This window comes from Streptomyces sp. NPDC093111, from assembly GCF_040683955.1.
Taxonomy (GTDB): Bacteria; Actinomycetota; Actinomycetes; order Streptomycetales; family Streptomycetaceae; genus Streptomyces.
In genome coordinates this window covers 201349-227658 of sequence record NZ_JBFBNW010000014.1, presented here as the reverse complement: position 1 = coordinate 227658, position 26310 = coordinate 201349, and the positions used below count along the sequence as shown (strand labels likewise).

The window sequence follows — 26310 nt, the reverse complement described above, 5'->3', positions numbered from 1 at the left end:
CCATGGACTCGCTCAACTCCCTGATCGACGGCTTCGGCACCGCGCTGACCCCCGTCAACCTGCTGTGGGCCGCCATCGGCGTCCTCCTCGGCACCGCCATCGGCGTGCTGCCCGGCATCGGCCCCGCCATGGCCGTCGCCCTGCTCCTGCCCGTGACGTACGGCCTGGAGCCGACCGGCGCGTTCATCATGTTCGCCGGCATCTACTACGGCGCCATGTTCGGCGGCTCCACCACCTCCATCCTGCTCAACACCCCCGGCGAGAGCGCGGCCGTCGTCGCCGCCATCGAGGGCAACCCGATGGCCAAGTCGGGCCGCGGCGCTCAGGCCCTCGCGGCCGCCGCCATCGGGCACTTCGCCGGCGGCATGACCGGCACCGTCCTGCTCGTGCTGCTCGCCCCGACCGTCGCCGCGCTCGCCGTCGACATCGGCGCCCCCGACTACTTCGCCATCATGGTCCTCGCCTTCATCGCGGTGACCTCCGTCCTCGGCTCCTCCCGCATCCGCGGTCTCGCCTCCCTCCTCATCGGCCTCACCCTCGGCCTGGTCGGCCTCGACCAGATGACCGGCCAGCAGCGCCTCACCTTCGGCTCGCTCCAGCTCGCCGACGGCATCGACGTCGTCATCGTCGCGGTCGGCCTCTTCGCCATCGGCGAGGCCCTGTGGGTCGCCGCCCACCTGCGCCGCACCACCGGCGAGGCGATCCCCGTCGGCCGCCCCTGGCTCGGCCGCGACGACGTGCGGCGCACCTGGAAGTCCTGGCTGCGCGGCCCGTTCATCGGCTTCCCGTTCGGCGCGATCCCGGCCGGCGGCGCCGAGATCCCGACCTTCCTGGCGTACGTCACGGAGAAGCGCCTGTCGAAGCACAAGGACGAGTTCGGCAAGGGCGCCATCGAGGGCGTCGCGGGCCCCGAGTCCGCCGCCTCCGCCTCCGCCGCCGGCACCCTCGTCTCCATGCTCACCCTCGGCCTGCCGACCACGGCCGTCGCCGCCGTGATGCTCGCCGCCTTCCAGCAGTACGGCATCCAGCCCGGGCCGCTGCTCTTCGAACGCGAACCCGAGCTGGTCTGGGGCCTGATCGCCTCGCTCTTCGTCGGCATGGTGCTGCTCCTCGCGCTCAACCTGCCGCTCGCGCCGGTCTGGGCCAAACTGCTGCGCATCCCCCGCCCGTACCTCTACGCCGGCATCCTGTTCTTCGCCGCCGTCGGCGCGTACGCGGTCGGCGGCGAGGCCCTCGACCTGGTGATCCTGCTGATCATCGGCCTCATCGGCTTCGGCATGCGGCGCTACGGACTGCCCGTCCTGCCGGCCGTGATCGGGGTCATCCTCGGCCCGGCCGCCGAACAGCAGCTGCGCCGCGCCCTGCAGATCAGCGACGGCTCGCTCACCGGCCTGGTGAACACCCCGTTCTCGGTGACCGTGTACGCGGTGGTGCTGCTCCTGCTGGCCTGGCCGCTGGTGCGGAAGCTGATCAACCGCCGCCGTACTGTGGCGGCATGACGCATGACCGTGTGACGCAGGATCCCCGGAGGCGGGACGTGCCCCGTCCCGCCGCCCCCGCCGACGTGCCCGCGGTGAAGGCCGTGATCGACGCGGCCTTCCACCACTACATCGAGCGGATCGGCGTCGTGCCCGCCCCGATGGAGGAGGACCACACGGCGAACGTGGCGGCGGGCCGGGTCTTCGTCGCGGGCGAGCCGGTGGCCGGCCTGGTCGTGGTGGTCCCGGAGGCGGACCACCTCTACCTCGACACCATCGCCGTCCACCCCGACGCCCAGGGCACCGGCCTCGGCCGGGTCCTGATGGGCTGGGTCGAGGACCGGGCCCGCGCCCTCGGACTGCCCGAGGTGCGGCTGCTCACCAACGCGATGATGTGGGAGAACCAGAAGCTGTACGAGCGGTACGGCTACGAGGTCGTCGAACGGCGTCGTGACGGGCCGTACGACCGCGTCCACTACCGGAAGTCCGTGAGCGGCGCCCCGACGCCCGACTCGCCTCCGACGGGGTGAGCCGGGCGTCGGCGAGTGGCCAGGACGGGCGCTACGCCCCCGCCGCCAGCAGGCGCACCAGGCCCTCGCGGCCCAGCGCGTCCAGCTCGTCGAGGGCGCGTACGGCCCGCTCGGCCGCGTCCGGGTCGGCGGCGGCCAGGCCGCTCGCCGCGAACTCGTCCTCGTCGAGCCGCAGGACCTCGGAGCCGTCCGCCGACACCCACAGGTCGAGGTCCAGGTCCTCGACCAGCACCTCGGCCCCGTCGGCGCCCACCGCGGCGGGCCGGGTCACGTCGCAGTACCAGCCCTTGAGCGTGCCGTCGCCGGACCGCACCTCCTTCACCGCGTACCAGCGGTCCCGCCAGTAGTGCTCGGTGAAGACGTCGCCCGGCTCGAAGCGCACGAAGCCGAAGTCCCGTACTCCCTCGGCGGCCCACGGCGCCCGGACGGTCAGCCGGACCCCGTCGTCGGCCAGCAGCTCCGCCGGATAACGGATCTTGGTCCGCCCCGCCTTCACCAGGGCGATCTCAACCCAGCGCGCGGACATGGCGGCACTCCTTCGCGGCGATCTCGTACCCGAACCACTCGTTGACGGCGAGCATCGGCCCGTTCTCCGTGTCGTTGCCGGTGAGGGCCTCCGTGCAGCCCGCCGCCCGCGCCCGGTGCAGCGAGTGGTTCTTCGCCAGCTTGGCGAGCCCCCGCCCGCGGAACTCCGGCGCCGTGCCCGTCATCCCCGACCCGTAGCGGCCCAGCCCGTCGGTACGGGCCGCCGTGAACGCCGCCGGCCGCCCGTCGACCAGCGCCACCGTGGTCAGCTCGCGGTCGAGCAGCGGGTGGTTCCAGGTGGACGCGAGCCAGTGCGCGTAGTCGTCGAGCTCGGCGCCCACGTCACCCGGCTCGTCGGCCGTGGTCAGCGCGTCCAGCTCGAACAGCGGGCGCGGATCGGCGGCGAAGTCCGTCGCCGGACGCAGCTCGACCCCGGCGGGCGGCTCCTGGAGCGGCGGCAGCGCGGCGGTGGTCAGGTCGAGGCGCAGGAAGTAGGCGGAGCGGCTGGCCGTGTACCCGTGCCGCTCGGCGAAGGCGCGGTGCGCCGGCTCGTCCAGGACCCAGCTGTACAGCGTGGTCGCGCCCACCGCGGCCAGGTGCTCCTCGGCGGCCCGCAGCAGCAGCGCGCCGGCGCCGCGTCCGCGGTGCGCGGGGTGCACGAAGACGTTGACGTTCCCGATGCCGGGCTCGGGCGACTCGTGGGCGAGCGCCACCTCGGCCGTGCCGACGATCTCCCCGTCGGCCTCGGCGACCAGCGGGCGTCGGCGTGCGTCGGGATGGGTGTGCGCCCAGTCGAAGGCCACCTGGGGGCCGGTGGCGAGCATGAAGGGCAGGGCGGCGCGCCGGACCCGGGCGTAGCCCTCGGTGTCCTCGGAGGACTCGGGCCGTACATCACGGACGATCACAGTCATGATGCCGCACGCTATGCGGCGGGCGCGTCAGGCCGCCTCCCATTTTCCCGTCGGCCGGGTGCACAATCGGGCGGGTGACGCTTCGAATCAGCGTGGACCAGCACTCCACCACCGCTCCGTACGAACAGCTCCGCGCCCAGATCTCGGAGAGCGCCCGCTCGGGGGAGCTGCCCGTCGGCTACAAGCTCCCGACGGTGCGGGGCCTCGCGGAGGACCTCGGGCTCGCGGCGAACACGGTCGCCAAGGCGTACAAGGCCCTGGAAGGGGACGGGGTGATCGAGACCCGGGGTCGCAACGGCACCTTCGTCGCGGCGGCCTCCGACGCGGCCTCCCGCCTGGCCGCCACGGCCGCGGCGGCGTACGTGACGGAGGCGCGCCGACTGGGGCTGAGCCGGGAGGCGGCGGAGTCGGCGGTCGCCGAGGCGATCCGGGCGACGTTCGACGACTGAGCCCCCGCGGCCGTGGGCCACGGCGCGCGCGGACCGCGCCGGGCCCCGCTACAGGTACAACCCGGCGTCGGCGGCGCGCTGTTCCGGCATGCCCACCGCCGAGGTCCCGCGCCGTAGCGCGAACAGCTCCGCCAGGGTCGAGCCGTCCCGGCCCACGCCCTCCTCGCTCCCCAGCCAGTCCACCGACTCGGCGCGGGTCAGCGGGCCGACCTCGATGCGGGCCAGGCAGCGGCCGGGGCGGACCACGGCGGGGTGCAGGCGCTCCAGGTCCTCGTTGGTGGTGACGCCGACGAGGACGTTGCGGCCCTGGCCGAGCAGGCCGTCCGTCAGGTTGAGCAGCCGGGAGAGCGCCTGGCCCGCGGTGTGCTTCGCCTCGCCGCGGATCAGCTCGTCGCAGTCCTCCAGGAGCAGCAGCCGCCAGCGGCCCTTCGGGGTGCCCTCGTCCTCGCCGATCGCGATGTCCATCAGATAGCCGACGTCGCTGAACAGGCGCTCCGGGTCGAGGACGCAGTCGACCTGGCACCAGTCGCGCCAGGACCGGGCGAGGGTGCGCAGGGCGGAGGTCTTGCCGGTGCCGGGCGGGCCGTGGAGCAGCAGCAGCCGGCCGGTGATGTCCTCGGGGGTGACGGCCATCAGCCGGTCCATCGCGCCGGCGACGGGCGCCGTGTAGTTGGGCCGGATCTCCTCCCAGGTGCCCGCGCCGATCTGCCGGGTGGTCCGGTGCGGGCCGCGCCGGGGCGACACGTACCAGAAGCCCATGGCGACGTTCTCCGGCTGGGGTTCGGGCTCGTCCTTGGCGCCGTCCGTGGCCTCCTTGAGGACCCGTTCGGCGAGGGCGGCGTCGGTCGCGGTGACGGTGACGTCCGCGCCCCGGCTCCAGCGGGAGACGAGCAGTGTCCACCCCTCGCCCTCGGCGAGCAGCGCGCTGCGGTCGTCGTCCTTGGTGGCCCGGAGCAGTCGCGCGCCGCCGGGCAGCAGCGTGGCGGCGGGCTTGACCCGGTCGAGCGTGGTGCTCAGGGCGTGCGGCTGTTCCCCGGTCGTGAAGCGTCCGAGGAACAGCGCGTCGACGACGTCCGACGGCGAGTCGCTGTCGTCGACGTTGAGCCGGATGGGCAGTGCCCCTTCGGGTCTCGACGGCTTCCCGGACGGTTCCCCCGCCGTGCCCTGGGCTTCGTTGGCTGACATGGCGTCCATGATCCGGCAACCGGGCATTCCGTGCACGGGGTTTTGAACGGGACGTTCCGCGGGGGCCGACCGATGTTCAGATGGCTTGATCTTGATGGTTTCTGAAAGGAAGTCAGGGGTAATCGGCCACGAGTTTTGGCATGGACACTTCCAGCGCGCCGGTTCGACTGCTACTACCTGGTAACGCAGAGATCCTGCTACAGGAGGTCCCATGAAACTGTCCCGTTTTACGGCTTTCTCCTCTTCGCTCCTGCTCGGTGCCGTCCTCGCCCTCACCGGGGTGGGAACCGCGCAGGCGGCCGAGAGTGCCGCACTCGACTACGTGGCGCTCGGCGACTCGTACTCCTCGGGCGTCGGCTCCGGGAGTTACGACAGCGCGAGCGGCGACTGCAAGCGCTCCACGAAGGCCTATCCGGTCCTCTGGAAGAACGCGAACGCCCCCTCGTCCTTCGCGTTCACCGCGTGCTCGGGCGCCCGAACGGGTGATGTCACGGCCAATCAGCTCGGACCGCTCTCCACCGCCACTGACCTGGTGTCCGTCACGATCGGCGGCAATGACGCCGGTTTCGCCGACGTCATGACCACCTGCGTCCTCCAGTCGGAGGCGACCTGTATCAACCGCGTGAATCAGGCCAAGGCCTACGTCGACTCCACGCTGCCCGGGAACCTCGACTCGGTGTACACGGCGATCCACAACAAGGCGCCCAACGCCCGGGTCGTGGTGCTCGGCTACCCGCGCTTCTACCAGCTCGGCGGAACCTGCGCGGCAGGTCTGAGCGAGAACGAGCGGCGCGCCATCAACGACGCCTCGGACTACCTCAACACGGCCACCGCCAAGAGAGCCGCCAACCACGGCTTCACCTTCGCGAGCGTCGTCCCCGCCTTCACCGGGCACGAGATCTGCGCCTCCGGCACGGCGTGGCTGCACAGCGTCAACTGGCTCAACATCGGGGAGTCGTACCACCCCACCGCGGCCGGCCAGTCCGGCGGCTACCTGCCCAGCTTCAAGGGCGCGGTGTAGCACCCGGCGCGGGCGTGCCGGCCGAGCTCGTGGCCGGCGGGCCCGTGGGAGTGGTGGCCCCGCCCGTCGGGGTCACCCGCTCGCACGTCACCGAGAAGGCGACCAGGCCCGACCGCACGGTGACCGGCGAGCGCACCTCCACCCCGATCCGGTCCTCCAGCGTCCCGTCCGGCCGGTACACCGCCTGGATCCGGGTCACCTGACGCTCGGTCGGACCGCCCGCCGGGAACTCCAGCGTCCGCCACGCGGTGTCCTGGCCCTCGCCGCTCTCGGTGACCCAGCGGTACGACACCGAGGCGGGCGTCCCGCCCACCGTGAACGTCGCGGTGAAGGCGGGCGCCCGGTCCTGCGGCGGCGGGCAGGCCCCCTCGTACCGCGCGCGGTCCGCCCGCACGGACACCACCACCGAGGTCGCCGGCGTGCTCGCCGAGGTCGACGGGGGAGTGGTGGGCGCCCCGGTGGTCGGCGCCGCCGTCGGCGTCGTTGTCGTCTCCGTGGCCGGCGCGCTCGTCGTCTCCGGCGGGGCGGGCGGGGGCGAGGGGTTCTCGTCCCGCAGCGCCGCGTACGTCAGTCCGCCGCCCACGAGGAGCAGCGCGACGATCCCCGCGACGAGCGCCGTGCGCCCGCGCCGCCGCTCCCCGGGCTCCGAGCCGGGCGGCGGCGTCCCGGGCGCGGGCAGCGGGGTGGTGGCCCCGGGACCCGACGGGCCGTGGGGGCCGCCCGGTCCGCCGGAGCCGCCGGTCCGGCCGCCGGGACCGCCCGCGCCGGGAAGCGGCGCCGGGAACGGTCCGTACGTCTCCGCCCGCGTCGGCCCGGCGCTCGGGGTGCCGCCGGCGCCGATCACGCGCAGCCGCTCCTCGGCGTCCTCCGCGGACATCCGCCGCTCCGGGTCCTTCCGCAGCAGCCCCTCGATCACCGGCGCGAGCGGTCCCGCGCGCTCCGGCGGGACCGGCTCCTCGTCCACGACCGCCCGCAGGGTGTCGAGCGCGGTGTCGCGCCGGAACGGCGAGGCTCCCTCGACGGCGGCGTACAGAAGCACTCCGAGCGACCAGAGGTCCGCCGCGAGCTCCGGCGTGCGCCCCATCGCGCGTTCGGGCGCGAGGTACTCGGGGGAGCCGATGAGCTCACCCGTCATGGTGAGCGGGGAGGTGCCCGCGACGGCCGCGATGCCGAAGTCGGTGAGCACCACCCGGCCGTCGTTGGCGAGCAGCACGTTGGCCGGCTTCACGTCCCGGTGCAGCACCCCCGCCCCGTGCGCGGCGCGCAGCGCGGCGAGCACGTCGGCGCCGACCAGGGCCGCCCGCCGGGGCGGCAGCGGGCCCTCCGCCTCCAGGGTCTCGGCGAGGGTGAGGCCGCGGACCAGCTCCATCACGATCCAGGGGCGGCCGTCCTCGGTGACCACGTCGTACACGGTGACCGCGCTGCGGTGCGAGACCCGCGCGGCGGCCCACGCCTCGCGCTCCAGACGGGCGTAGAGCCGCTCCCGGTCCTCGGCCGGCAGGCCGGCCGGGGCGCGGACCTCCTTCACCGCCACCTCGCGGCCCAGGACTTCGTCCCGGGCGCGCCAGACGGTGCCCATCCCGCCCTCGCCGAGCACGTCCAGAAGCCGGTACCGACCCGCGATCACCGTCATCCCTCCACGGTAGCCGAGGCGGCGCGCCCGCGGGTGGCGGAGATCACACCCGCCCTGACGCGTGCCGCCGGGGGCCGCCCGTGCAGGATGGTTCGTGACGGTTCGACAGGCGTTCGACCGCTGTCCAACTCACCCTGGAATCAGACGGATTCGGACAGTGATCGTCAACCCCCGTACACGTGCGGTGAATCCTGCGGCCGGAATACACGGGTGTCGTAGCGGGGCGATAGGGTTAACCTGCCCGGGCCGGGTGCCCTTGTACGGGTGGGGAGTGACATGGAACAGATAGCAATGCGCAGCAGGCCGCGTGTGCCTGCCATTACCTGCGGGAGCAGCGCGACGAGTTCGCGACTGGACCGCCATCTCGCGGTGCTCGGCGGCCCTGCCGTGCCCCAGCGCGAAGCGGCCGAGGCGACGCTGCTGATGCGGGAGCTGACCGCGCGTGAGGTCCCGGTGCACGGTCACCGCAGCCGGAGCTCGCGGGTCTCGCTCTTCGCTCCGCTGCGCCGACTGCGCCGCTCCCTCTTCGGCAACCACAGCTGACGGACCGTCCGGACCGGGCTCCCGCGTACCCCGACGCATCGCTCCCGCCCGTTCCGCTCGGCCCGCTTCCGGCCGTTCGTCCCGCCGGTACGCCGGACGTGTCCCCGCCCGTCCGGCGCCTCACTCCGTCCGCGTCCGGACCCGGCGGTCCTCAGGCGCGGGCGTAGCGCCGTACCGCGGCCGGTGCGCTGAGCGCGAGCAGCGCCAGTGACCACAGCAGCGCCCCGGCCACCGGGTGCGCCACCGGCCAGGCCGCGTCCGCCGGCACGGACGCGTTCCCGAACAGCTCCCGTACGGCCGTGGTCACGGCCGAGATGGGGTTCCACTCGGCGATCGTGCGCAGCCACCCCGGCATGCCGTCCGTCGGGATGTACGCGTTGGACAGCAGCGGCAGCATGAACGTGGCGCTGCCCAGCTGTCCGGCCGCCTCCTCGCTGCGCGAGGCGAGCCCGAGCAGGATGCCCACCCAGGTGGTGGCGAAGCGGAAGAGCAGCAGCAGTCCCAGGGCGCCCAGCGCCTCCAGGGCGGTGCCCTCGATCCGCCAGCCCATCGCGAGGCCGACCAGGAGCAGCGGGACGATGCCGACCGCGGTCGTCAGCAGATCCGCGAGCGCCTGGGAGAGCGGCACGGCGGCCCGGCTGATCGGCAGGGTGCGCAGCCGGTCCGTCACGCCCCGGTGGGTGTCCTGGGCGGCCTGGAACATGCCGGTCATGACGCCGTTCGCGGCGGTCGCCACCAGCAGGCCCGGCACCAGGTAGGTCCGGTAGTCCGCGCCCGGCATGGCGAGCGCGCTGCCGAAGACGTATCCGAAGAACAGCAGGAAGACGATCGGCATGGTCTGCGTCATGACCGTGATCGCCGGGGCGTGCCGGACCTTCTGGAGGTGGCGGCCGAGGAGCGCGCCGCCGTCGTGGACGAGGGAGCTCATGCGGCGGCCTCCTGGGGCTCGGGGCGGGTCTCGCGGCCGGTGAGGCGGAGGAACACCTCGTCGAGGGTGGGCGGGCGCAGTGAGGCGTCGAGCAGCTGGATCCCGGCGGCGTCGGCCTCGCGCACGATCCGGGGCAGGGTGAGCGTGCGGTCCGTGGTGACCGCGCCGACGGCGCCCCGCTCGGCGTCCAGGGCCGGCGCGGAGCCGGTGAGCCGGTCGAGGACCGCGGCGGCGGCCTCCAGGGACGCCGGGTGGGCGACGACGATCTCGGCGTAGCTGCCGATCAGCGCCTTGAGTTCGGCCGGGGTGCCGCGGTGGGCGGCCCGGCCCCCGTCGATCACGACGACCTCGTCGGCGAGCTGGTCGGCCTCCTCCAGGTACTGCGTGGTGAGCAGCACGGTGGTGCCCTGGGACGCCAACCCCCGTACGGCGTCCCAGATCTCGCCCCGGCTGTGCGGGTCGAGCCCGGTGGTCGGCTCGTCCAGGAAGAGCACCCGCGGCCGGACGATCAGGCTCGCCGCCAGGTCGAGCCGCCGCCGCATGCCCCCGGAGTAGGTGCGGGCCGGCCGCCCGGCGGCCTCGGTGAGCCCGAAGCGCTCCAGGAGCTCGTCGGCGCGGGAGCGCGGGGCGCGCAGGAGGCGGGCGAAGAGGCGCAGGTTCTCGGCACCGGTGAGGTCGCCGTCGACGGAGGCGTACTGCCCGGTGACCGCGATCCGCTCGCGCACCCCGGCGGGGTCGCGGACCACGTCCCGCCCAGCGACCCGGGCGCTCCCGGCGTCGGGGGCGGTGAGGGTGGTGAGCACCCGCACCGCGGTGGTCTTGCCCGCCCCGTTGGGGCCGAGCACTCCGCAGACGGTGCCCTCGGGCACGGCCAGGTCGAGCCCGCGCAGCGCGTGCACCTCGCCATAGCGCTTCTGCAGACCCTCACTAAGTACAGCGTACGTAGTTGTCATGCGGCGACGATAGCGCATTACGTACGCTGTACGTAACAAGGTGCGTCCGAGGGCGTCACTACGATGGGGCGACGAGGTGATGAGCGATGACGGGCCGAGCGGCCGAACCCGAAGTGATCTGGGCGCGCCCCGAGCGCACGGGCCGAGGCCCCAGACCGGCGTACAGCCGGAGCGACATCGCGGCCGTGGCCGTGCGCATCGCCGACGCCGACGGCATCGACGCGGTCTCCATGCGCCGGATCGCCGCCGAACTCGGCTGCGGCACCATGTCGCTGTACAACTACGTGCCGCGCAAGGAGGACCTGTACGAGCTGATGGTCGACGCGGCGTGCGCGGAGTACGAGCTCCCCGACGCGCCCAGCGGCGACTGGCGGGCCGACATGACCGGCCTCGCCCGGCAGACCCGCGCGCTCATGTACCGGCACCCGTGGCTGTCCCGCGTGATGACCACGGCCTACGGATTCAGCCCGCACGCCCTGCGCTACCTGGAGTGGTGCCTGGGCTGCCTGGAGCCCCTGGACGTGCACCCCGGCCTGAAGATGCAGCTCATCGCGATGGTCAACGGCACCGTGATGGCCACCGTCCGCAACGAGCAGGCCATCGCCGAGCGGGCCCGCGGACTCCCCTGGTCCGAGGAGCAGGAGCAGGCGGTGCGCGGCGCCTATCTGAGGGGGCAGCTGGCCGGCGGGGCCTACCCGCACCTCGCCGCGCTGCTCACCGCGTCCCCCGAGCCCGTCGACGCCGAGGAGGTCTTCGAGCTGTCCATCGCCCGGCTGCTCGACTCCTTCGCGCCGCCGGGCGCCTGACGGGGACTGCCACCGGCCCGCTCACAGGAGCGTGAACTGCCCCTCCGGGCCCTCCTCCTGATGGTCGAGCACGGACGCCGGGCGGCGCGCCCCCTCCGGTACGGGCAGCACCCCGGCCGCCCGCAGCGCCTCCCGGGTCACTCCGGCCGAGGCCGCCCGCGCCGTGAGCGCCGCACGCTCCGGCGCGCGCCCGGCGAGCAGGGCGAGGACCGTGATCAGTTCGAGCAGCTCCGAGGTCCACTCCTGTGGCCAGCCGCCCGGCCCGATCGCCTCCAGGCTGCCCGGCTCGGCGGGCGCCGTCCGGTGCGCGAACCACTGCTCCAGCATCCGGGCACCCCCCGCCTCGAACTCCCAGGCCGCCGCCGGGACCGGGGAGATCCGCCCCTCGCCCAGGCTCAGGACCTCCTCCGCCGGGTCGTACCCGAGCTCCGTCGGCCGGGCCGGAACCGCCGCCCGTACGTAGGGCCGGCGCCCGCCCGGCAGCCGCGGCCGGGCCCCGCCCCCGGCCCCGCGCAGCTGCACCTCGATCAGCTCCCGGCCCAGCGCCACGCCCGCCGCCCAGACCTCCGGGTCGGCGGGCAGCGGCACCCGGCAGCCCGCGGGGGAGGGCACGCCCGCCGCCACCGCCCAGCCGAGCAGGTCCGTCGCGGCGACCCCGGACCCGTACCGTGCGCGCAGGAGCGGCAGCAGGCCCGGCGCCAGGTTCGGCTCCGCGCCCCCGGGGCGGCGGAAGAGCGGGCGGATCCGGCCGGGGCGGCCGGCGGGGGAGCGCCCGTCGGGCAGCGCGGCCGTCACCAGCAGCGCGGGACCGGCCGCGCCCGGCACGTACCCCTGCTCGACGGCGAACAGCTGGTGCGCGTCGGCGACCCGCCACAGCTCGGGGCGGGCGGAGTCGATCAGCCGGTGGTCGGGGAGCAGCCACTGCTCGTCGAAGGGGCCGTGCGCGAGCCGTACCGGCTCGGGGCAGGGGCCCGCCTCCCGGGAGAACCGGACGGTGCCGGTCCGCTGTCCGGGCAGCGCGGCCACCGAACTCGCCGGCGTCCGGGCCCGGCTCGGCCGGAACAGCGCCTCGCGCTCCGCGCCCCGCGCCGCCACGAGCCGGTCCCAGCGGGCCCTGAGGGTGCGCGGGTCGGGGGCGACGATCCAGGAGCGGCCGAGCCGCAAGGGGGCCGTGGACCACGGCATGAGGTCGTCGAGCAGGGGCGCGTCGAGCAGCGGCAGGTCCTCCGTCACGCCCCGCATGCTAACGACGCCGGTCAGTGCGCCTCCACCGTGACGGTGAAGGAGAAGCGGTCGCCCCGGTACCGGATGCGGGCCACGTCGACCACCCGGCCGTCGTCGTCGTAGCTGACGCCGGTGTAGTGCAGGATCGGCGAGAGCAGCGGCACCTGGAGCAGGGCGGCCGTCTCGGGGTCGGCGAGCCGGGCCTCGACGGTGTCCGTGATGCGGCTGATCCGGACGCCGACCAGGTCCCGCAGCACCTTCGTCATCGGCCAGCGCTCCAGGTCGGCCGGATCGATGCCGGCCGCGATCTCCGGGAGCACCGCGTTCTCCGCCCAGTTGGTGGGCTCGCCGCTCTCCCCGTCGGCGCGCAGCCGCCGGTAGACCGCGACCTCGGCGCTCCCGGGGAAGTACTCGGCGAGCTCGCCGGGGACCGGCTGGGTGCCGTGCCCGAGGACGGTGGTCCGCTCGCCGGACTGCTGGGCCACGATCGCGTCGATCGAGCCGAGCAGCCGGCGCGGGGCGGAGCGCCGGGCGCCCGGCTCGATGAAGGTGCCGCGCCGCCGGTGCCTGCTGATCAGGCCCTCCTCCTCCAGTTCCTTGAGGGCCTGGCGCATGGTCAGCACGCTCACGCCGTAGTGCGCGGCGAGCTGCTCCTCGGTGGGCAGCCGCAGCGAGGCGTCAGGGGTGCGGCCCAGTATGGAGGCGCGCAGCGACTGCGAGACCTGGTACCAGAGCGGCAGCTTCCGGTTCAGGACCAGCGAGTCGGGAGCGAAGGCGGTCACGGCTCTCTCCGTACGACGACTACGAGACTTCAGGCCAGGACCTTACGGCCGGAAGTGGCGCTGAAGACCCTGCCATACGTCGTCGTAGCCCTGCTGCAGGTGGTCGGCCCCGGCGGCCTGCGGGGTGGCGGTGATCGGCCAGCGGGTCTCGAACATGAAGGCGAGGCCGTCGTCGACCTTGTGCGGCTTGAGCTCGGCGGCGCTGGCCCGGTCGAAGGTCTCCCGGTCGGGGCCGTGCGCGGACATCATGTTGTGCAGCGAGCCGCCGCCCGGCACGAAGCCCTCCGCCTTGGCGTCGTACGCGCCCTCGATCAGGCCCATGTACTCGCTCATCACGTTGCGGTGGAAGTACGGCGGGCGGAAGGTGTCCTCGCCGACCAGCCAGCGCGGCGCGAAGACCACGAAGTCGACGCCGGCGAGGCCGGGGGTGTCGGACGGCGAGGTGAGCACCGTGAAGATCGACGGGTCCGGGTGGTCGTAGGAGATCGTCCCGATCACGTTGAAACGGCGCAGGTCGTAGACGTACGGCGTGTGGTTGCCGTGCCAGGCGACGACGTCGAGCGGGGAGTGCCCGTAGGTCGCCGACCAGAGGTTGCCGCAGTACTTGTTGACCACCTCGACCGGGCCCTCGACGTCCTCGTAGGCGGCGACGGGGGCGCGGAAGTCGCGGGCGTTGGCCAGGCCGTTGGCGCCGATCGGGCCGAGGTCGGGGAGCTGGAAGGGCGCCCCGTAGTTCTCGCAGACGTAGCCGCGGGCGGTCGCGTCCAGGAGCTCGACGCGGAACCGGACCCCGCGCGGGACCAGCGCGACCTCGCCGGGGCGGACCGCGAGCAGTCCGAGCTCGGTGCGCAGCAGCAGCCCGCCGTGCTCGGGGACGATCAGCAGCTCGCCGTCGGCGTCGCTGAAGACCCGCTCCATGGGCGCGTTCGCGTGGTACAGGTGCACGGCCATGCCGCTGCGCTGGGTGGCGTCGCCGTTGCCGCCGAGGGTCCACAGGCCGGCCAGCCAGTCCGTGCCGGCCGGGGGCTCCGGCAGCGGGTTCCAGCGCAGCCGGTTGGGGTCGGGGACGGTCTCGGTGAACGGCGCGGTGCGCACGCCGCCGTTGTCGGTCCGGGTGAACGGGGGGTGCGCGGCCGAGGGGCGGATCCGGTAGAGCCAGGAGCGCCGGTTGTGCGCCCGCGGCTCGGTGAACGCGGAGCCGCTGAGCTGCTCGGCGTACAGGCCGAGCGGGGCCCGCTGCGGCGAGTTCCGGCCCTCCGGCAGGGCGCCGGGGACGGCCTCGGAGCCGTGCTCGTTGCCGAATCCCGTGCTGTAGCTCAGCGCTGCGGCCGTCTTGCCGGCCTGTTCCGCGTTCATCGCGTGCTCCTGTCCTGACGCTCACAACAATCCTATGCATGACCGTAGGATTCTGCTCCCGCTCGCGTCAACGGCTCTTTTCAGGAGCTCTTGGACGAGGTGCGTGCACAGGGGGTTCCAAAAGATGAACAATGCTCTACTCTCTCGCGCATGTCGTGGACCCGAAGGTTCGTTCTCGCGCTCTCCGCCGTACTCGCGGCCCTCGCCGCCACCCTCGTCGCCGCGCCCGCGGCCCAGGCGCACGAGGAACGGCCCGTCACCCTGCCCGACGGCTCGGGCAGCGTGCCCGTGCTGCGCACCGGCGAGCCGGACCTGCTCGTCTGCAAGGCCGACCGGGCGGACTTCGAACGCCGGATCGCCGCCTTCCCGGCCGGCCTCAAGGACCGCAACCGCGCCCTGTACGCGCGCTGCACCGCCCCCGGCACCCGGCAGGGCTTCCGCCACCTCCAGCAGGCCGTCGACGCCGTGAACCGGCCCGGCATGACCATCGCGATCCTGCCCGGGCTCTACGAGGAGGAGCCCTCGCTGCCCGCGCCCACCGGCGCCTGCGCCGCCCTCAAGGCACCGCTCTCCGGGCTCGGCTACCAGATCCTCAGCTACGAGCAGCAGAAGCGGTGCCCGCACAACCAGAACCTGGTCGCCATCCTCGGCAAGAAGAACCTCCAGGTCGAAGGCACCGGCGCCTCCCGCCTCGACGTGGTCGTCGACGCCAAGTACGCCAAGCTCAACGCGATCCGGGCCGACGGCTCCGACGGCATCTACTTCCGCAACTTCACCGCCCAGCGCACCACCTTCAACTCGCTGTACATCCTCGCGGGCGACGGCTTCGTCATCGACGACGTCCTCACCCGCTGGAACGACGAGTACGGCTTCCTCACCTTCGCCTCCGACCACGGCCTCTACAAGAACTGCGAGTCCTACGGCAACGGCGACTCCGGCATCTACCCCGGCTCGGCCTCGAACATCAACGACGGGCGCGGCTACGACGTCCCCCGCTACTCCATCGAGATCACCGGCTGCCGCAGCCACCACAACATGGTCGGCTACAGCGGCACCGCCGGAGACTCGGTCTACGTCCACGACAACGAGTTCGACCACAACATGGGCGGCGCCTCCATGGACTCCGCCTTCCCCGGCCACCCCGGACTCCCGCAGAACCACGCCCGCTTCGAGCGGAACCTGATCCACGACAACAACGCCTCCTACTACAAGTACGTCGCCGACGGCACCTGCGCCAAGCCGCCCGTCGAGCGCGGCTACGAACAGGGCGTCGTCTGCCCCCAGATCTCCATGCCGCCCGGCACCGGCATCATCACCGCCGGCGGCAACTGGAACCTCTACGAGAACAACTGGGTGTACGGGCACCAGCGCGCCGCCTTCTTCCTCAGCGCCGTCCCCGCCTTCATCCGCGGCGAATCCGCCTGGGGCAAGCAGACCGACACCTCCCACCACAACCGCTACGCCGGCAACCACCTGGGCGTCGACCGCTCCGGCGCCTCCCGCCCCAACCGCACCGACGTCTGGTGGGACGGCCAGGGCGGCGGCAACTGCTGGCAGTCCGACTCCGCCGCGAGCACCCCCGCCGCCCTCCCCGCCTGCGGCACCGCCCGCGGCGAGGTCTCCGGGAACACCCGCCGCCTCGCCGGCGAACCGGTCAAGCTCGCCCAGCTCCTCGTCTGCGCCGACTACAACGTCCAGGCCCGCCGCCTGCCCGCGGGCTGCGACTGGTACGGGGCGCGCGGCATCCAGCGCGTCGAGACCCAGCTGACCCTGGGCATCGCCGCCGTCCTCGCCCTGGTCGGCACCCTGCTCTGGTGGCGCCGCCTGCGCGGCAGCCGCCTCGCCGCCGTCGCGACCGCCCTGGGCCTGGCCGGCCTGGTCCTCGACGTCGCCGGCTCCACCCTCGCCCTCACCCCCACCTCCGTCCCCGCCCTGGCCCTGCTCCTCACCGGCCTGTGGTGGACCGGCATCGGCCTCGCCCTCCGGGCCGGCGGCACCCGCCCGGTCTTCGCCTGGACCACGGTCGCCCTCGGCGCCCTCACCCTCCTCGACGCCTTCGACAAGGCGGTCCTGATGATCCCCTGGATCCCCGTCAGCCCCGCCTGGGTGCGCGGACTGCTCGCCGTGGTCTGGGTGCTGTGGGCCGTGATCGTCGCCGGCGCCCGCGGACCCGCCCGGGCCCCGGCCCCGCCCACCGCCCCCGCGACGCCCGCCACCCCGGCGGCCACCGGCGGCGCCGCGTGAACGCCCGCACGGCCCGCGCCGCCCGCACCCTGCTCGCCCTCGCCGTCGGCGTCACCCTGCTCTCCGGATGCGGCGGACGCCCCACCACCCACCACAAGCCCGGCACCACCCACCAGGAGGCCACCGGCGGCAACGGCACCCTCCTCACCGCCAAGGACACCACCGGACACCGCCTCCGCGAGGTGCCCGCCGCCGGGGCGCCCGGCGTACGGGTGGAGATCCGGCCCGACAGCGAGGGCGGCTGGAACGTCCACCTGCTGGTGGAGAGGTTCCGCTTCACCCCCGAGAGCACCGGCGGCGGCGCCCTCCTCGGCCGGGGACACGCCCGGCTGCTCCTCGACGGACGCGAGACCGCCCGCGCCTACGGCCCCTGGGCCCACGTCCCGGCCGGCGCCCGCACCCTCACCGCCCGGCTGTACGCCGACGACCACACCGCCTGGGCCGTCGCCGGACGCCCCGTCGAGGCCACCGTCCGCCTCGCCGACACCGACGGCACCGCCTCCGCCGCGACCCCGACCCCGCCGCCCGCCACCCCCGCCGGGCGCACCCTCACCGTCACCGTCAGCGGCGACTCCGTACAACCACCCCCGTCCCGGGTCGAACTGAAGAAGGGCGAACTCCTCACCCTCCGCGTCACCAGCGACCGCACCGACACCCTCCACGTGCACGGCTACGACCGCGAACTCCCCCTCCCCGCCGGAAAACCGGCCACCCTCACCTTCACCGTGGACCGCACCGGTCTCTTCGAGGTGGAGACCCACGAGTCCGGACTCGTGCTGACCCAACTCGTCGTCCGATGACGGGGCTCGCCGAGGCCGGCGCTCTGGCGGCCGGCCTGGCGGGCGCCGGACTCCACGCCGCCGGCCCGCCGGGGCCCGGCCCGGCCACCCTGCCGCTCGCCCACGGCGTGGGCGCCCAGCACGACCTGCCCCTCTCGCCCTTCTACGCCTACGCGGGCGCCTTCGCCGCGCTCTTCGTCTCCTTCCTCTCGCTCGGCCTGCTCTGGTCCTCCTCCCGCTTCCGCGGCGACCGGGCCGGCCGCCCCCTGCCCGCCGCCGTCCAGCGCCTCGCCGACGCCCCCGCCACCCGCACCGCGCTGCGGGCCCTCGGCGCCGCCGCCGCGCTCCTCCTCGTCCTCTTCCTCCTCCTCGGCCCCGACGACCCCGACCGCAACCCCGCGCCCGGCGCCGTCTACGTCCTGCTCTGGGTCGGACTCGTCCCCGCCTCCCTCCTCCTCGGCCCCGTCTGGCGCCTGCTCAACCCGCTCCGCACCCTCCACGCCCTGCTCCGGCGCCTCCTCCCCGCGGGGCACCCGCCCCGCCCCCTGCCCGCCCGGCTCGGCATCCGGCCCGCCGCCGCCGGACTCCTCCTCTTCACCTGGCTCGAACTCGTCGCCCCCGACAACACCACCTCGACCGTCCTCCTCACCGCCCTCGGCGCGCACACCGCCGTCCACCTCCTCGGCGCCGCCCGCCACGGACCCGACTGGTTCGCCCACGCCGACCCCTTCGAGGCCTACTCCTCCCTCCTCGCCCGGCTCTCCCCGCTGGGCCGCCGCGCCGACGGCCGCCTCGTCCTGCGCTCCCCCTTCAACGGCCTCGACGCCACCCCGCCCGTCCCCGGCCTCGTCGCCTCCGTCTGCGTCCTCCTCGGCTCCACCGCCTACGACGGCCTCTCCGACAACCCCCGCTGGATCGGCGTCCTCCAGACCTCGGCCCTCGGGCGCACCCCCACCGCCACCCTCGGACTGCTCGCCTCCGTCGCCCTCGTCGCCCTCCTCTACGGACTCTGCGCCGGCGCCCTGCGCCTGCTGAACCGCGAACTCACCACCCCGCTCACCTCCTTCGCCCACTCGCTCCTGCCCATCGCCCTCGGCTACCTCGTCGCCCACTACTTCTCACTCTTCGCCACCGAAGGACCACGTACCGTCATCATGGCAGCGGGCACTGACAACGCCCCCACGCCCGCCCCACCCCTGGGCCCCGGCGGCCTCGCCACCCTCCAGGTCGCCTCGATCGTCATCGGCCACGTCCTCGGCGTCATCGCCGCCCACGACCGCTCCGTCCGCCTCTTCCCGCCCGACCGGGCCGTGGCCGGACAACTCCCGCTGTTCGCGCTGATGATCGCGTACACCCTCGGAGGCATAGGGCTGCTGATCGCCTGACCCCGACCGGAACGGCATGATGGTCCCCGTGCCCCAGTCCGACCCGCAGTTCCCGCCGTCGCACCACGCCGCCCAGGCCGCGCAGACCGTTCCGGCGCTCCGCCGCGCCCCCGTCCAGCAGCGCAGCGCCGAACGGCTCGCCCGGATCCTCGACGCCTGCGCCGAACTCCTCGACGAGACCGGCTACGAGCAGCTGAGCACCCGGGCCGTCGCCGCCCGGGCGGGCGTCCCCATCGGGTCCGTCTACCGCTTCTTCCCGAACAAGCGGGCCCTGGCCACCGCCCTCGCCCACCGCAACCTCGACCGCTACGCCGCCCGCATCGCCACCCGGCTCGACGTGCCGCCCGCCGAGGGGGACCGGGCGGCCACCGCCGTCGGACTCGTCGACGCCGTCCTCGACGAGTACATCGCGATGAAGCGGACCGTGCCCGGCTTCGCGCGCGTCGACTTCGGCATCCCCGCCCCCGGCGAGGCGGGTGAGGAGCCCCCCAACCAGCTCGTCGCCGACCGCATCTGCGGCCTGCTCGCCGGCCCCCTCGGCCGCACCGCCGACGAGGCGCTGCGCCGCAAGGTGCTCGTGGGTGTCGAGGCCACCGACGCCCTGCTCCAACTCGCCTTCCGCGCCGACCCGTCGGGCGATCCCGCCCTGATCGCCGAGACCCGCGCCCTGCTCCGCGCCTACCTCGCGCCCTCCCTCGACTGAGGCGGTCGGAGCGGCGCCTCGGCCTGATGCTCCGCCTCGGACCGTAGGGGCTGTACGGACCGTGCGGACCGACCCGCGACGCCCTCCGCGCTCCGGCGGCAGCCGGCCGGACAGCGTCCCGCGCCCCCGTACAGGTCCCCCCGGGTCGAGCACCCCTGCTGTGACCTGGGGTTTTGCTCGTATTGCTCACGCGTCAACATCTTGTTAACGCCGGAACCGGCCACCTACCGTCATCCGCACCGCCGCTCTGGCGGGAGTTCAAGGGTGAACGTGAGGTGTCCTCCCATGCTGACCATCCTCGGCTTCGCCATGATCGCGACCTTCCTGGTCCTGATCATGACGAAGAAGATGTCGCCGATCGCGGCGCTCGTGCTGATTCCCGCGCTGTTCTGCGTCGCCGTCGGACAAGGGGCCCAGCTGGGCGACTACGTCATCGAAGGCGTCGGCAAGCTGGCGCCGACGGCCGCGATGCTGATGTTCGCGATCGTCTACTTCGGCGTCATGATCGACGTCGGCCTGTTCGACCCGATCGTCCGGGGCATCCTGCGCTTCTGCAAGGCCGACCCGATGCGTGTCGTGGTCGGTACGGCGGTGCTCGCCGCGATCGTCTCGCTCGACGGTGACGGCTCCACCACCTTCATGATCACCGTGTCGGCGATGTACCCGCTCTACAAGCGCCTCGGCATGAGCCTGGTCGTCATGACCGGTGTCGCCGCCACCGCCAACGGCGTCATGAACACCCTCCCCTGGGGCGGTCCGACGGCCCGCGCGGCCACCGCGCTCAAGCTGGACGCGGCCGACATCTTCGTCCCGATGATCCCGGCGCTCGCCGTGGGTCTGCTCTTCGTCTTCGCCCTCGCCTATGTCCTGGGCCGCCGCGAGCGCAAGCGCATCGGCTACCTCAGCCTGGACGAGGCGCTGGTCCCGCAGGCCGAGAGCGAGACCGTGCTGGTCGGGGCCGGCGGGAACGGTGTCGGCACGGGTGCCAAGGGCGGCAAGGGCGGCAAGGCGGGCAAGGGCGCGAACGGTGCCACCGGGGCGGCTTCCGGTGGGGAGCTCCCCGAGGCCGCCGGAACGGGCGCCGACGAGGAGGCCGGCGGCGGCTTCCAGGGGCTCGACCCGAACCGCGCGACCCTGCGTCCCAAGCTGTACTGGTTCAACGCCGGCCTCACCGTCGTCCTGCTCGCCGCGATGATCATGGAGCTGCTGCCGATCCCGGTGCTCTTCCTGCTCGGCGCCGCGCTCGCCCTCACGGTCAACTTCCCGAACATGGGCGAGCAGAAGGCCCGTATCGCCGCCCACGCGGACAACGTCCTCAACGTCTCCGGCATGGTCTTCGCCGCCGCCGTCTTCACCGGCGTGCTCACCGGTACCGGCATGGTCAAGCACATGGCCGACTGGCTGGTCGGCGCCATCCCCGAGGGCATGGGGCCGCACATGGCGCTGGTCACCGGTGTGCTGAGCCTCCCGCTCACCTACTTCATGTCGAACGACGGCTTCTACTTCGGTGTCCTGCCGGTGCTCGCCGAGGCCGGGGCCGCGCACGGAGTGTCCCCGCTGGAGATCGCCCGCGCCTCGCTGGTCGGCCAGGCCCTGCACATGTCGAGCCCGCTGGTCCCGGCGGTGTACGTGCTGGTCGGCATGGCGAAGGTGGAGTTCGGCGACCACACCCGGTTCACCGTGAAGTGGGCCGCGCTCACCTCGCTGGTGGTCCTCGCGGCCGGGATCCTCTTCGGGATCATCTAGGCCCGGACGGGTGGAAGTCGGAGGGTGGCACGGCACGGTGCCACCCTCCGTAGTCATGCGATGACCAATAGTCAGATTATCGGCCTATTGAGCCGGTGTCTGTAGACGACTGGAGGAACTCCGCATGACCGCTCAGGCTGCCCGTCCCCTGCTCTCCGCCGCCGTAGTCGGCCTCGCCCTGGGTGCCGTCACCCTGGCCGGCGCTCCCGCCGCTTTCGCGGCCCCCGGAGACGACGGCGACATCAAGGTCCACCATGCGGGCACGGTCGAGCCCGACCAGAGCAACGACCCCCAGGTCTGCGAGTTCCACTTCGCCGCCTTCAACTTCAACGACCTCTCCACGATCCACTGGGACATCTACAACCAGCCCCCGGGCACCCCGCCGGCGGTACGGTCGGGCGACATCGCCCTCGACTCCGCCCACAACGGCTACAGCCCCGACATGACGCTCCCCGACGGCATGTACAAGGTCGAGGTGACGTGGGTGGGCCAGCAGGGCGCCAAGAAGAGCAAGGTCTTCCGGGTCAACTGCGACAACTCCACCACCCCGCCGACCACACCCCCGCCGACCACGCCGCCTCCCACCGGCGGAGGCAGCAGCAACGGAGGCGGCGGCAACGGAGGGGGCGGCAGCGGCGGCGGCTACAGCGGAGGCGGTGGTAACGGGGGCGGCTACAACGGAGGCGGCGACAGCGGTGGTGGCAACGGCGGCTACGGCCACCACAAGCCGCCGCACGGTCCCGTCGGTGCGGGCGGCGGCGGAGCGGCCGACACCACCGCCTCGGACGACGGCTCCGCCTTCGGCGTCGGATCCGCCGTCGCCGCCGGTCTGGCGGGCACCGCCGGCCTGATCCTCATCCGTCGTGCGCGCCGCCGCAACGATGGCGCCGCGTAGGTCCCCCTCCCCGCGCAGGACGGTATCCACCGGCCGGGCTCCCTCCGTCTCCCCGAACGAGCGGAGCCCGCGCCGGCCCCACCCGCGCGGGCCTGCCTCGCGCAGACCCACCACCCGCAGGCAGCGCCGGCTCCTCAGGCTCGCCCGCACCGTCGCCCTGACCCTCACCCTGGTCGCCGGCGTCGTCTGGTGGGCCCAGGACGGGGAGCCGGAAGGGCCGGCCCTCGCGGCCGGCACCGCCGCACACGGCGTGGCACGGCCGGCCGCGGCCCCGGGAGACCAGAAGCCGAAGAGCCTCCCGCGCGCGGCCCCCGCCACGGCGAAACCCCAGCCCCCACCCGCACCCCTGGGGCGATCCCACCCCACCACCCTCGCCGTCCCCGCCATCACCATCGAGGCGCCCGTCGTGAAGCTGGGCCTCGACGCGTCCGGCGTCCTCGCCACCCCGCCGATCGAGAACCCGCGGGTCGTCGGCTGGTTCGCCGACGGCCCGACCCCCGGCGAGCGCGGCACCGCCGTCGTCGTCGGCCACCGCGACACCCGCACCGGACCGGCGATCTTCCTCAACCTCAACTCCCTCGCCCCCGGCAACACCGTCCGCATCGCCCGCGCCGACGGCCGCGTCGCCGTCTTCACCGTCGACCGGGTCCGTACGTACGCCAAGTCCGCCTTCCCCGACAAGGAGGTCTACGGCGGCACGGGCCGCCCCGAACTGCGCCTGCTCACCTGCGGCGGAACCTTCGACCGCAAGGCGGGCTACGAGTCGAACATCGTCGTCTTCGCCCACCTCACGGGCGTCGACCGGGTGATCTGACCCCACCGGGGCGCCCCTCCGCCGCGCCCGCCCCGCCCCGGCGGGCTCACGCCACCCGGCGCGCGCCCGCCGGACCCGCCACCTCCGCCGGGAGCGCCGCCGCCCGCCTCCCGGCCCGCCGCCGGGAGCGCCGTCATGTGGTGGCGAGTCATCGCCAACCCCCTTCCGGGGGCGCCGGCCCGGCGCGCACAATGATCGTGGAGCCGGAAAAGAGCCCGCGTCAGCCGCGTGGAGATCGTCCGGCACCAGCATCACGGCCGCTCCGCACCCGATACGCCGAGCGGCCACGCCGTCGCCCGGAACGGCCGGTCCCGCTCCTCCTCGGGACCGCGCCCCGCCTCCGGGCGGACCCAGCCCGAGGACGGCAGCGGAGACGCCGGTACGGGACACTCCTCTCCCGCACGGAGCACTCCGCGGTCGGCCGGTCCGCCGACCAGCCGTCCGGGGCCACGGCGACGCCAGGCCGTGGGGCCGCGCGCCCCCTCCGCGCACAGTGCGCTGCCACCGCCTGCCCCGCGCCGCCGACACCTCCGTATCCGCATCGGCATCCGGATCAGCGCCCGCGCGCCCGCATCCCCGTCCCCTCGCCCACCGCCCACCGCCCACCGCCCCGGCAAGGCGGAACCCCCCAGTTCGCGGGCGGCAGGGCTGTCCGGGGTGCCCGTGGACACCGGGGGAAGCGGAAGGCGAGGATCGGGCATCAGGCATCGGGCATCAGGCATCGGGAAGACGGTCGGGGCGGCCCCGGGGTGCCTCCGTGCCGGTGTGCCCGAGTGGGCGGTCCGGCGGGAAGGGGCCTGGCGCCCAAAAACTAACAGCGCTAGTTTGGGTGCCGGTCACGCGAGCAAGCGCGCCGCCCCGACGTGTGAGGAGACAGCGGATGAAGGCCCACGACGCGATGTACATCGGCGGGGAGTGGCGCCCCGCGGCGTCCGCGGCGACGATCGCCGTGATCGACCCCGCCGACGAGACGGTCATCGCCCACGTCCCGGCCGGCACCGCCGAGGACGTGGACGCCGCCGTCGGCGCAGCCCGCGCCGCCTTCCCCGGCTGGGCCGCCACCGCGCCCGCCGAGCGGGCCGCCCGGATCGGCGCGCTGCGCGACGCGCTCGCCGCCCGCGCCGAGGAGATCGCCGCCACGGTCACCGCCGAGCTCGGCGCCCCGCCGCAGCTCGCCGCCGCCGTGCACGCCGGACTGCCGATCGCCGTGGCCGGTTCGTACGCCGAGCTCGCCGCCACCCACCCCTTCGAGGAGAAGGTCGGCAACTCGACCGTCTACTCCGAGCCGGTCGGCGTCGTCGCCGCGATCACCCCCTGGAACTACCCGCTCCACCAGATCGTCGCCAAGGTCGCCCCCGCCCTCGCCGCCGGCTGCACCGTCGTCCTCAAGCCCGCCGAGGACACCCCGCTGACCGCCCAGCTCTTCGCCGAGGCCGTCCACGCCGCCGGGGTGCCGGCCGGTGTCTTCAACCTGGTCACCGGCCTCGGGACGGTCGCCGGGCAGGCCCTCGCCGAGCACGCCGACGTGGACCTCGTCTCCTTCACCGGCTCCACCGCCGTCGGCCGGCGGATCGGCGCCCTCGCCGGCGGCGCGGTCAAGCGGGTCGCCCTCGAACTCGGCGGCAAGTCCGCCAACGTGATCCTGCCCAGCGCCGACCTCGGCAAGGCCGTCGCCGTCGGCGTCGCCAACGTCATGTCCAACTCCGGCCAGACGTGCAGCGCCTGGACCCGGATGCTGGTCCCCGCCGAGCGGTACGAGGAGGCCGTCGCCCTCGCCGCCGAGGCCGTCGCCAAGTACGTCCCCGGCGAGCGCCTCGGCCCGCTCGTCAGCGCCCGGCAGCGCGACCGGGTCCGCGGCTACATCGAGAAGGGCGTCGCGGAGGGCGCGCGGCTCGTCGCGGGCGGCCCCGAGGCCCCGCGACCGACCGGCTACTACGTCGCCCCGACCGTCTTCGCCGACGTCACCCCCGGGATGACCATCGCCCAGGAGGAGATCTTCGGCCCGGTCGTCTCGATCATCCGGTACGAGGACGAGGCCGACGCGCTCGCCATCGCCAACGGCACCGTGTACGGGCTCGGCGGCGCCGTCTGGGGCGAGCCGGACGAGGCCGTCGCATTCGCCCGCCGCATGGAGACCGGCCAGGTCGACATCAACGGCGGCCGGTTCAACCCGCTGGCCCCCTTCGGCGGCTGGAAGCAGTCGGGCGTCGGCCGCGAGCTCGGCGCGCACGGACTCGCCGAGTACCTCCAGACCAAGTCCCTGCAGTTCTGAGCGCCGTACTCACCCGAGGAGCCCCACCGTGATCCGCGCCGCCGTCCTGCCCGCCATCGGCTCTCCCCTGGAGATCACCGGCATCGAACTCCCCGAGCCGGGACCCGGCCGGGTCAAGGTCCGTCTCGCCGCCGCCGGGGTCTGCCACTCCGACCTGTCGCTGACCAACGGGACGATGCGGGTGCCCGTGCCCGCCGTCCTCGGCCACGAGGGCGCCGGCACGGTCGTCTCCGTCGGCGAGGGCGTCACCCACGTCGCCCCCGGCGACGGCGTCGTCCTCAACTGGGCGCCGTCCTGCGGCACCTGCCACCCCTGCTCGATCGGCGAGGTCTGGCTCTGCGCGCACGCGCTGACCGGCGCCGGCGACGTGTACGCCCGCACCGAGGACGGCACCGAGCTGCACCCGGGGCTCAACGTGGCGGCCTTCGCCGAGGAGACGGTCGTCGCCGCGAACTGCGTGCTGCCCGTCCCGGACGGCGTGCCGCTCACCGACGCCGCCCTGCTCGGCTGCGCGGTCCTCACCGGCTGGGGCGCGGTCCACCACTCCGCGCGGGTCCGGCGCGGCGAGACCGTGGCCGTCTTCGGCGTCGGCGGCGTCGGCCTCGCCACCCTCCAGGCCGCCCGGATCGCCGGCGCCTCGACGATCGTCGCGGTCGACGTGTCGCCCGAGAAGGAGGCGCTGGCCCGGGCCGCCGGGGCCACCGAGTACGTCGTCGCCTCCGACACCACCGCCAAGGAGATCCGGAAGCTGACCGGCGGCCACGGCGTCGACGTGGCCGTCGAGTGCGTCGGCCGCGCCGTCACCATCCGCACCGCCTGGGACGCCACCCGGCGCGGCGGGCGCACCACCGTCGTCGGCATCGGCGGCAAGGACCAGCAGGTCACCTTCAACGCCCTGGAGCTCTTCCACTGGGGCCGCACCCTCGCGGGCTGCGTCTACGGCAACTCCAACCCGGCCGAGGACCTTCCGGTCCTCGCCGAGCACATCCGCGCCGGCCGCCTCGACCTCGGCGCGCTCGTCACCGAACGCATCACCCTGGAGGGCATCCCGGGCGCCTTCGAGAACATGCTCGCGGGCAAGGGCGGCCGGGCCCTGATCGTCTTCTAGCCCGCCCCTCCCCGGCCCCCGCAGGGGGGCCGGTCCCGGC

At 74.1% G+C, this 26310-nt stretch carries 24 protein-coding genes; 15 read left to right on the top strand and 9 right to left on the bottom strand.

All coding sequences use genetic code 11. From position 1 onward, the window contains the following. Positions 1 to 2 precede the first annotated feature (2 nt). Entirely contained in the window at positions 3 to 1499 is a 1497-nt protein-coding gene (locus tag AB0Q96_RS25495; protein WP_365329237.1) for a tripartite tricarboxylate transporter permease, read from the top strand. Continuing rightward, positions 1496 to 2008 (top strand): GNAT family N-acetyltransferase, encoded by a 513-nt coding sequence (locus AB0Q96_RS25490; RefSeq protein ID WP_365329235.1) that lies wholly within the window; start codon positions 1496 to 1498, stop codon positions 2006 to 2008. The genes AB0Q96_RS25495 and AB0Q96_RS25490 overlap by 4 nt, the downstream gene beginning before the upstream one ends. A 31-nt stretch (positions 2009 to 2039) precedes the next feature. Here the strand turns inward: AB0Q96_RS25490 and AB0Q96_RS25485 are convergent, their stop codons facing one another. Beyond that, complete coding sequence (locus tag AB0Q96_RS25485; RefSeq protein WP_365329233.1) at positions 2040 to 2534, bottom strand: DUF402 domain-containing protein; 495 nt, start codon at positions 2532 to 2534, stop codon at positions 2040 to 2042. After that, entirely contained in the window at positions 2515 to 3444 is a 930-nt protein-coding gene (locus AB0Q96_RS25480) for a GNAT family N-acetyltransferase (protein WP_365329231.1), read from the bottom strand. Before AB0Q96_RS25480 ends, AB0Q96_RS25485 begins: the two co-directional genes overlap by 20 nt. Positions 3445 to 3518: 74 nt before the next feature. Here AB0Q96_RS25480 and AB0Q96_RS25475 point away from each other — a divergent pair, with 74 nt between their 5' ends. Continuing rightward, positions 3519 to 3893: a GntR family transcriptional regulator gene (locus tag AB0Q96_RS25475; protein ID WP_365329229.1), complete on the top strand. Its 375-nt coding sequence runs from the start codon at positions 3519 to 3521 to the stop codon at positions 3891 to 3893. A 48-nt stretch (positions 3894 to 3941) separates the two neighbouring features. Here the strand turns inward: AB0Q96_RS25475 and AB0Q96_RS25470 are convergent, their stop codons facing one another. Next, the gene (locus AB0Q96_RS25470; protein WP_365329227.1) at positions 3942 to 5078 is read right to left on the bottom strand and encodes a DUF5925 domain-containing protein; all 1137 of its coding nucleotides are present in this window, start codon (positions 5076 to 5078) and stop codon (positions 3942 to 3944) included. Between the two features lie 211 nt (positions 5079 to 5289). Between AB0Q96_RS25470 and AB0Q96_RS25465 the strand changes: the two genes are divergently transcribed. Then, positions 5290 to 6099, top strand: coding sequence for an SGNH/GDSL hydrolase family protein (locus AB0Q96_RS25465; protein WP_365329225.1), 810 nt, complete (start codon positions 5290 to 5292; stop codon positions 6097 to 6099). On the opposite strand, the gene AB0Q96_RS25460 is transcribed toward AB0Q96_RS25465, so the two are convergent. Beyond that, on the bottom strand, positions 6083 to 7732 hold the full coding sequence (locus AB0Q96_RS25460) for a serine/threonine-protein kinase (protein ID WP_365329223.1): 1650 nt from the start codon (positions 7730 to 7732) through the stop codon (positions 6083 to 6085). The two genes, AB0Q96_RS25465 and AB0Q96_RS25460, sit on opposite strands and share 17 nt — an antisense overlap. Positions 7733 to 8008: 276 nt before the next feature. Here AB0Q96_RS25460 and AB0Q96_RS25455 point away from each other — a divergent pair, with 276 nt between their 5' ends. Next, complete coding sequence (locus tag AB0Q96_RS25455) at positions 8009 to 8275, top strand: hypothetical protein (protein ID WP_123955266.1); 267 nt, start codon at positions 8009 to 8011, stop codon at positions 8273 to 8275. Between the two features lie 151 nt (positions 8276 to 8426). Here the strand turns inward: AB0Q96_RS25455 and AB0Q96_RS25450 are convergent, their stop codons facing one another. Then, on the bottom strand, positions 8427 to 9203 hold the full coding sequence (locus AB0Q96_RS25450) for an ABC transporter permease (protein WP_365329221.1): 777 nt from the start codon (positions 9201 to 9203) through the stop codon (positions 8427 to 8429). Beyond that, positions 9200 to 10156 (bottom strand): ATP-binding cassette domain-containing protein, encoded by a 957-nt coding sequence (locus AB0Q96_RS25445; RefSeq protein WP_365329218.1) that lies wholly within the window; start codon positions 10154 to 10156, stop codon positions 9200 to 9202. Before AB0Q96_RS25445 ends, AB0Q96_RS25450 begins: the two co-directional genes overlap by 4 nt. A gap of 86 nt (positions 10157 to 10242) precedes the next feature. Between AB0Q96_RS25445 and AB0Q96_RS25440 the strand changes: the two genes are divergently transcribed. Next, on the top strand, positions 10243 to 10962 hold the full coding sequence (locus AB0Q96_RS25440) for a TetR/AcrR family transcriptional regulator (RefSeq protein WP_365329216.1): 720 nt from the start codon (positions 10243 to 10245) through the stop codon (positions 10960 to 10962). A gap of 21 nt (positions 10963 to 10983) precedes the next feature. Here AB0Q96_RS25440 and AB0Q96_RS25435 read toward each other — a convergent pair whose 3' ends face one another. Genes AB0Q96_RS25435 through hmgA form a run of 3 tightly spaced genes read right to left on the bottom strand, consistent with a single transcriptional unit; the run spans position 10984 to position 14324 of the window. Then, positions 10984 to 12204 carry a type ISP restriction/modification enzyme gene (locus tag AB0Q96_RS25435; RefSeq protein WP_365329214.1) on the bottom strand — a complete coding sequence of 407 codons (1221 nt, stop codon included), beginning with the start codon at positions 12202 to 12204 and terminating at the stop codon, positions 10984 to 10986. Positions 12205 to 12218: 14 nt separating this feature from the next. Continuing rightward, complete coding sequence (locus tag AB0Q96_RS25430) at positions 12219 to 12968, bottom strand: GntR family transcriptional regulator (RefSeq protein WP_365329212.1); 750 nt, start codon at positions 12966 to 12968, stop codon at positions 12219 to 12221. A 42-nt stretch (positions 12969 to 13010) separates the two neighbouring features. Further along, a complete protein-coding gene (gene hmgA, locus AB0Q96_RS25425) occupies positions 13011 to 14324 on the bottom strand; it encodes a homogentisate 1,2-dioxygenase (RefSeq protein ID WP_365329210.1) in 1314 nt (437 codons plus the stop codon). 150 nt (positions 14325 to 14474) lie between these two features. On the opposite strand from hmgA, the gene AB0Q96_RS25420 reads away from it, so the two are divergent. The 9 genes from AB0Q96_RS25420 to AB0Q96_RS25380 all read left to right on the top strand — a co-directional run bounded on the left by AB0Q96_RS25420 (position 14475) and on the right by AB0Q96_RS25380 (position 26270). Continuing rightward, positions 14475 to 16568 (top strand): right-handed parallel beta-helix repeat-containing protein, encoded by a 2094-nt coding sequence (locus AB0Q96_RS25420; protein ID WP_365329208.1) that lies wholly within the window; start codon positions 14475 to 14477, stop codon positions 16566 to 16568. Further along, entirely contained in the window at positions 16565 to 17368 is an 804-nt protein-coding gene (locus AB0Q96_RS25415) for a hypothetical protein (protein WP_365329207.1), read from the top strand. Before AB0Q96_RS25420 ends, AB0Q96_RS25415 begins: the two co-directional genes overlap by 4 nt. Before the next feature lie 89 nt (positions 17369 to 17457). Continuing rightward, positions 17458 to 18732: a hypothetical protein gene (locus AB0Q96_RS25410; protein ID WP_365329397.1), complete on the top strand. Its 1275-nt coding sequence runs from the start codon at positions 17458 to 17460 to the stop codon at positions 18730 to 18732. A gap of 19 nt (positions 18733 to 18751) precedes the next feature. Then, positions 18752 to 19435 (top strand): TetR/AcrR family transcriptional regulator, encoded by a 684-nt coding sequence (locus AB0Q96_RS25405; RefSeq protein WP_365329395.1) that lies wholly within the window; start codon positions 18752 to 18754, stop codon positions 19433 to 19435. A 285-nt stretch (positions 19436 to 19720) separates the two neighbouring features. After that, entirely contained in the window at positions 19721 to 21181 is a 1461-nt protein-coding gene (locus AB0Q96_RS25400; protein ID WP_365329204.1) for a citrate:proton symporter, read from the top strand. 124 nt (positions 21182 to 21305) lie between these two features. After that, on the top strand, positions 21306 to 22076 hold the full coding sequence (locus AB0Q96_RS25395) for a hypothetical protein (RefSeq protein ID WP_365329202.1): 771 nt from the start codon (positions 21306 to 21308) through the stop codon (positions 22074 to 22076). A gap of 157 nt (positions 22077 to 22233) precedes the next feature. Next, the gene (locus tag AB0Q96_RS25390; protein WP_365329393.1) at positions 22234 to 22890 is read left to right on the top strand and encodes a class F sortase; all 657 of its coding nucleotides are present in this window, start codon (positions 22234 to 22236) and stop codon (positions 22888 to 22890) included. 880 nt (positions 22891 to 23770) lie between these two features. Then, positions 23771 to 25162, top strand: coding sequence for an aldehyde dehydrogenase family protein (locus AB0Q96_RS25385; RefSeq protein ID WP_365329199.1), 1392 nt, complete (start codon positions 23771 to 23773; stop codon positions 25160 to 25162). 28 nt (positions 25163 to 25190) lie between these two features. Next, positions 25191 to 26270, top strand: coding sequence for a Zn-dependent alcohol dehydrogenase (locus AB0Q96_RS25380; protein ID WP_365329198.1), 1080 nt, complete (start codon positions 25191 to 25193; stop codon positions 26268 to 26270). Positions 26271 to 26310: the final 40 nt, after the last annotated feature.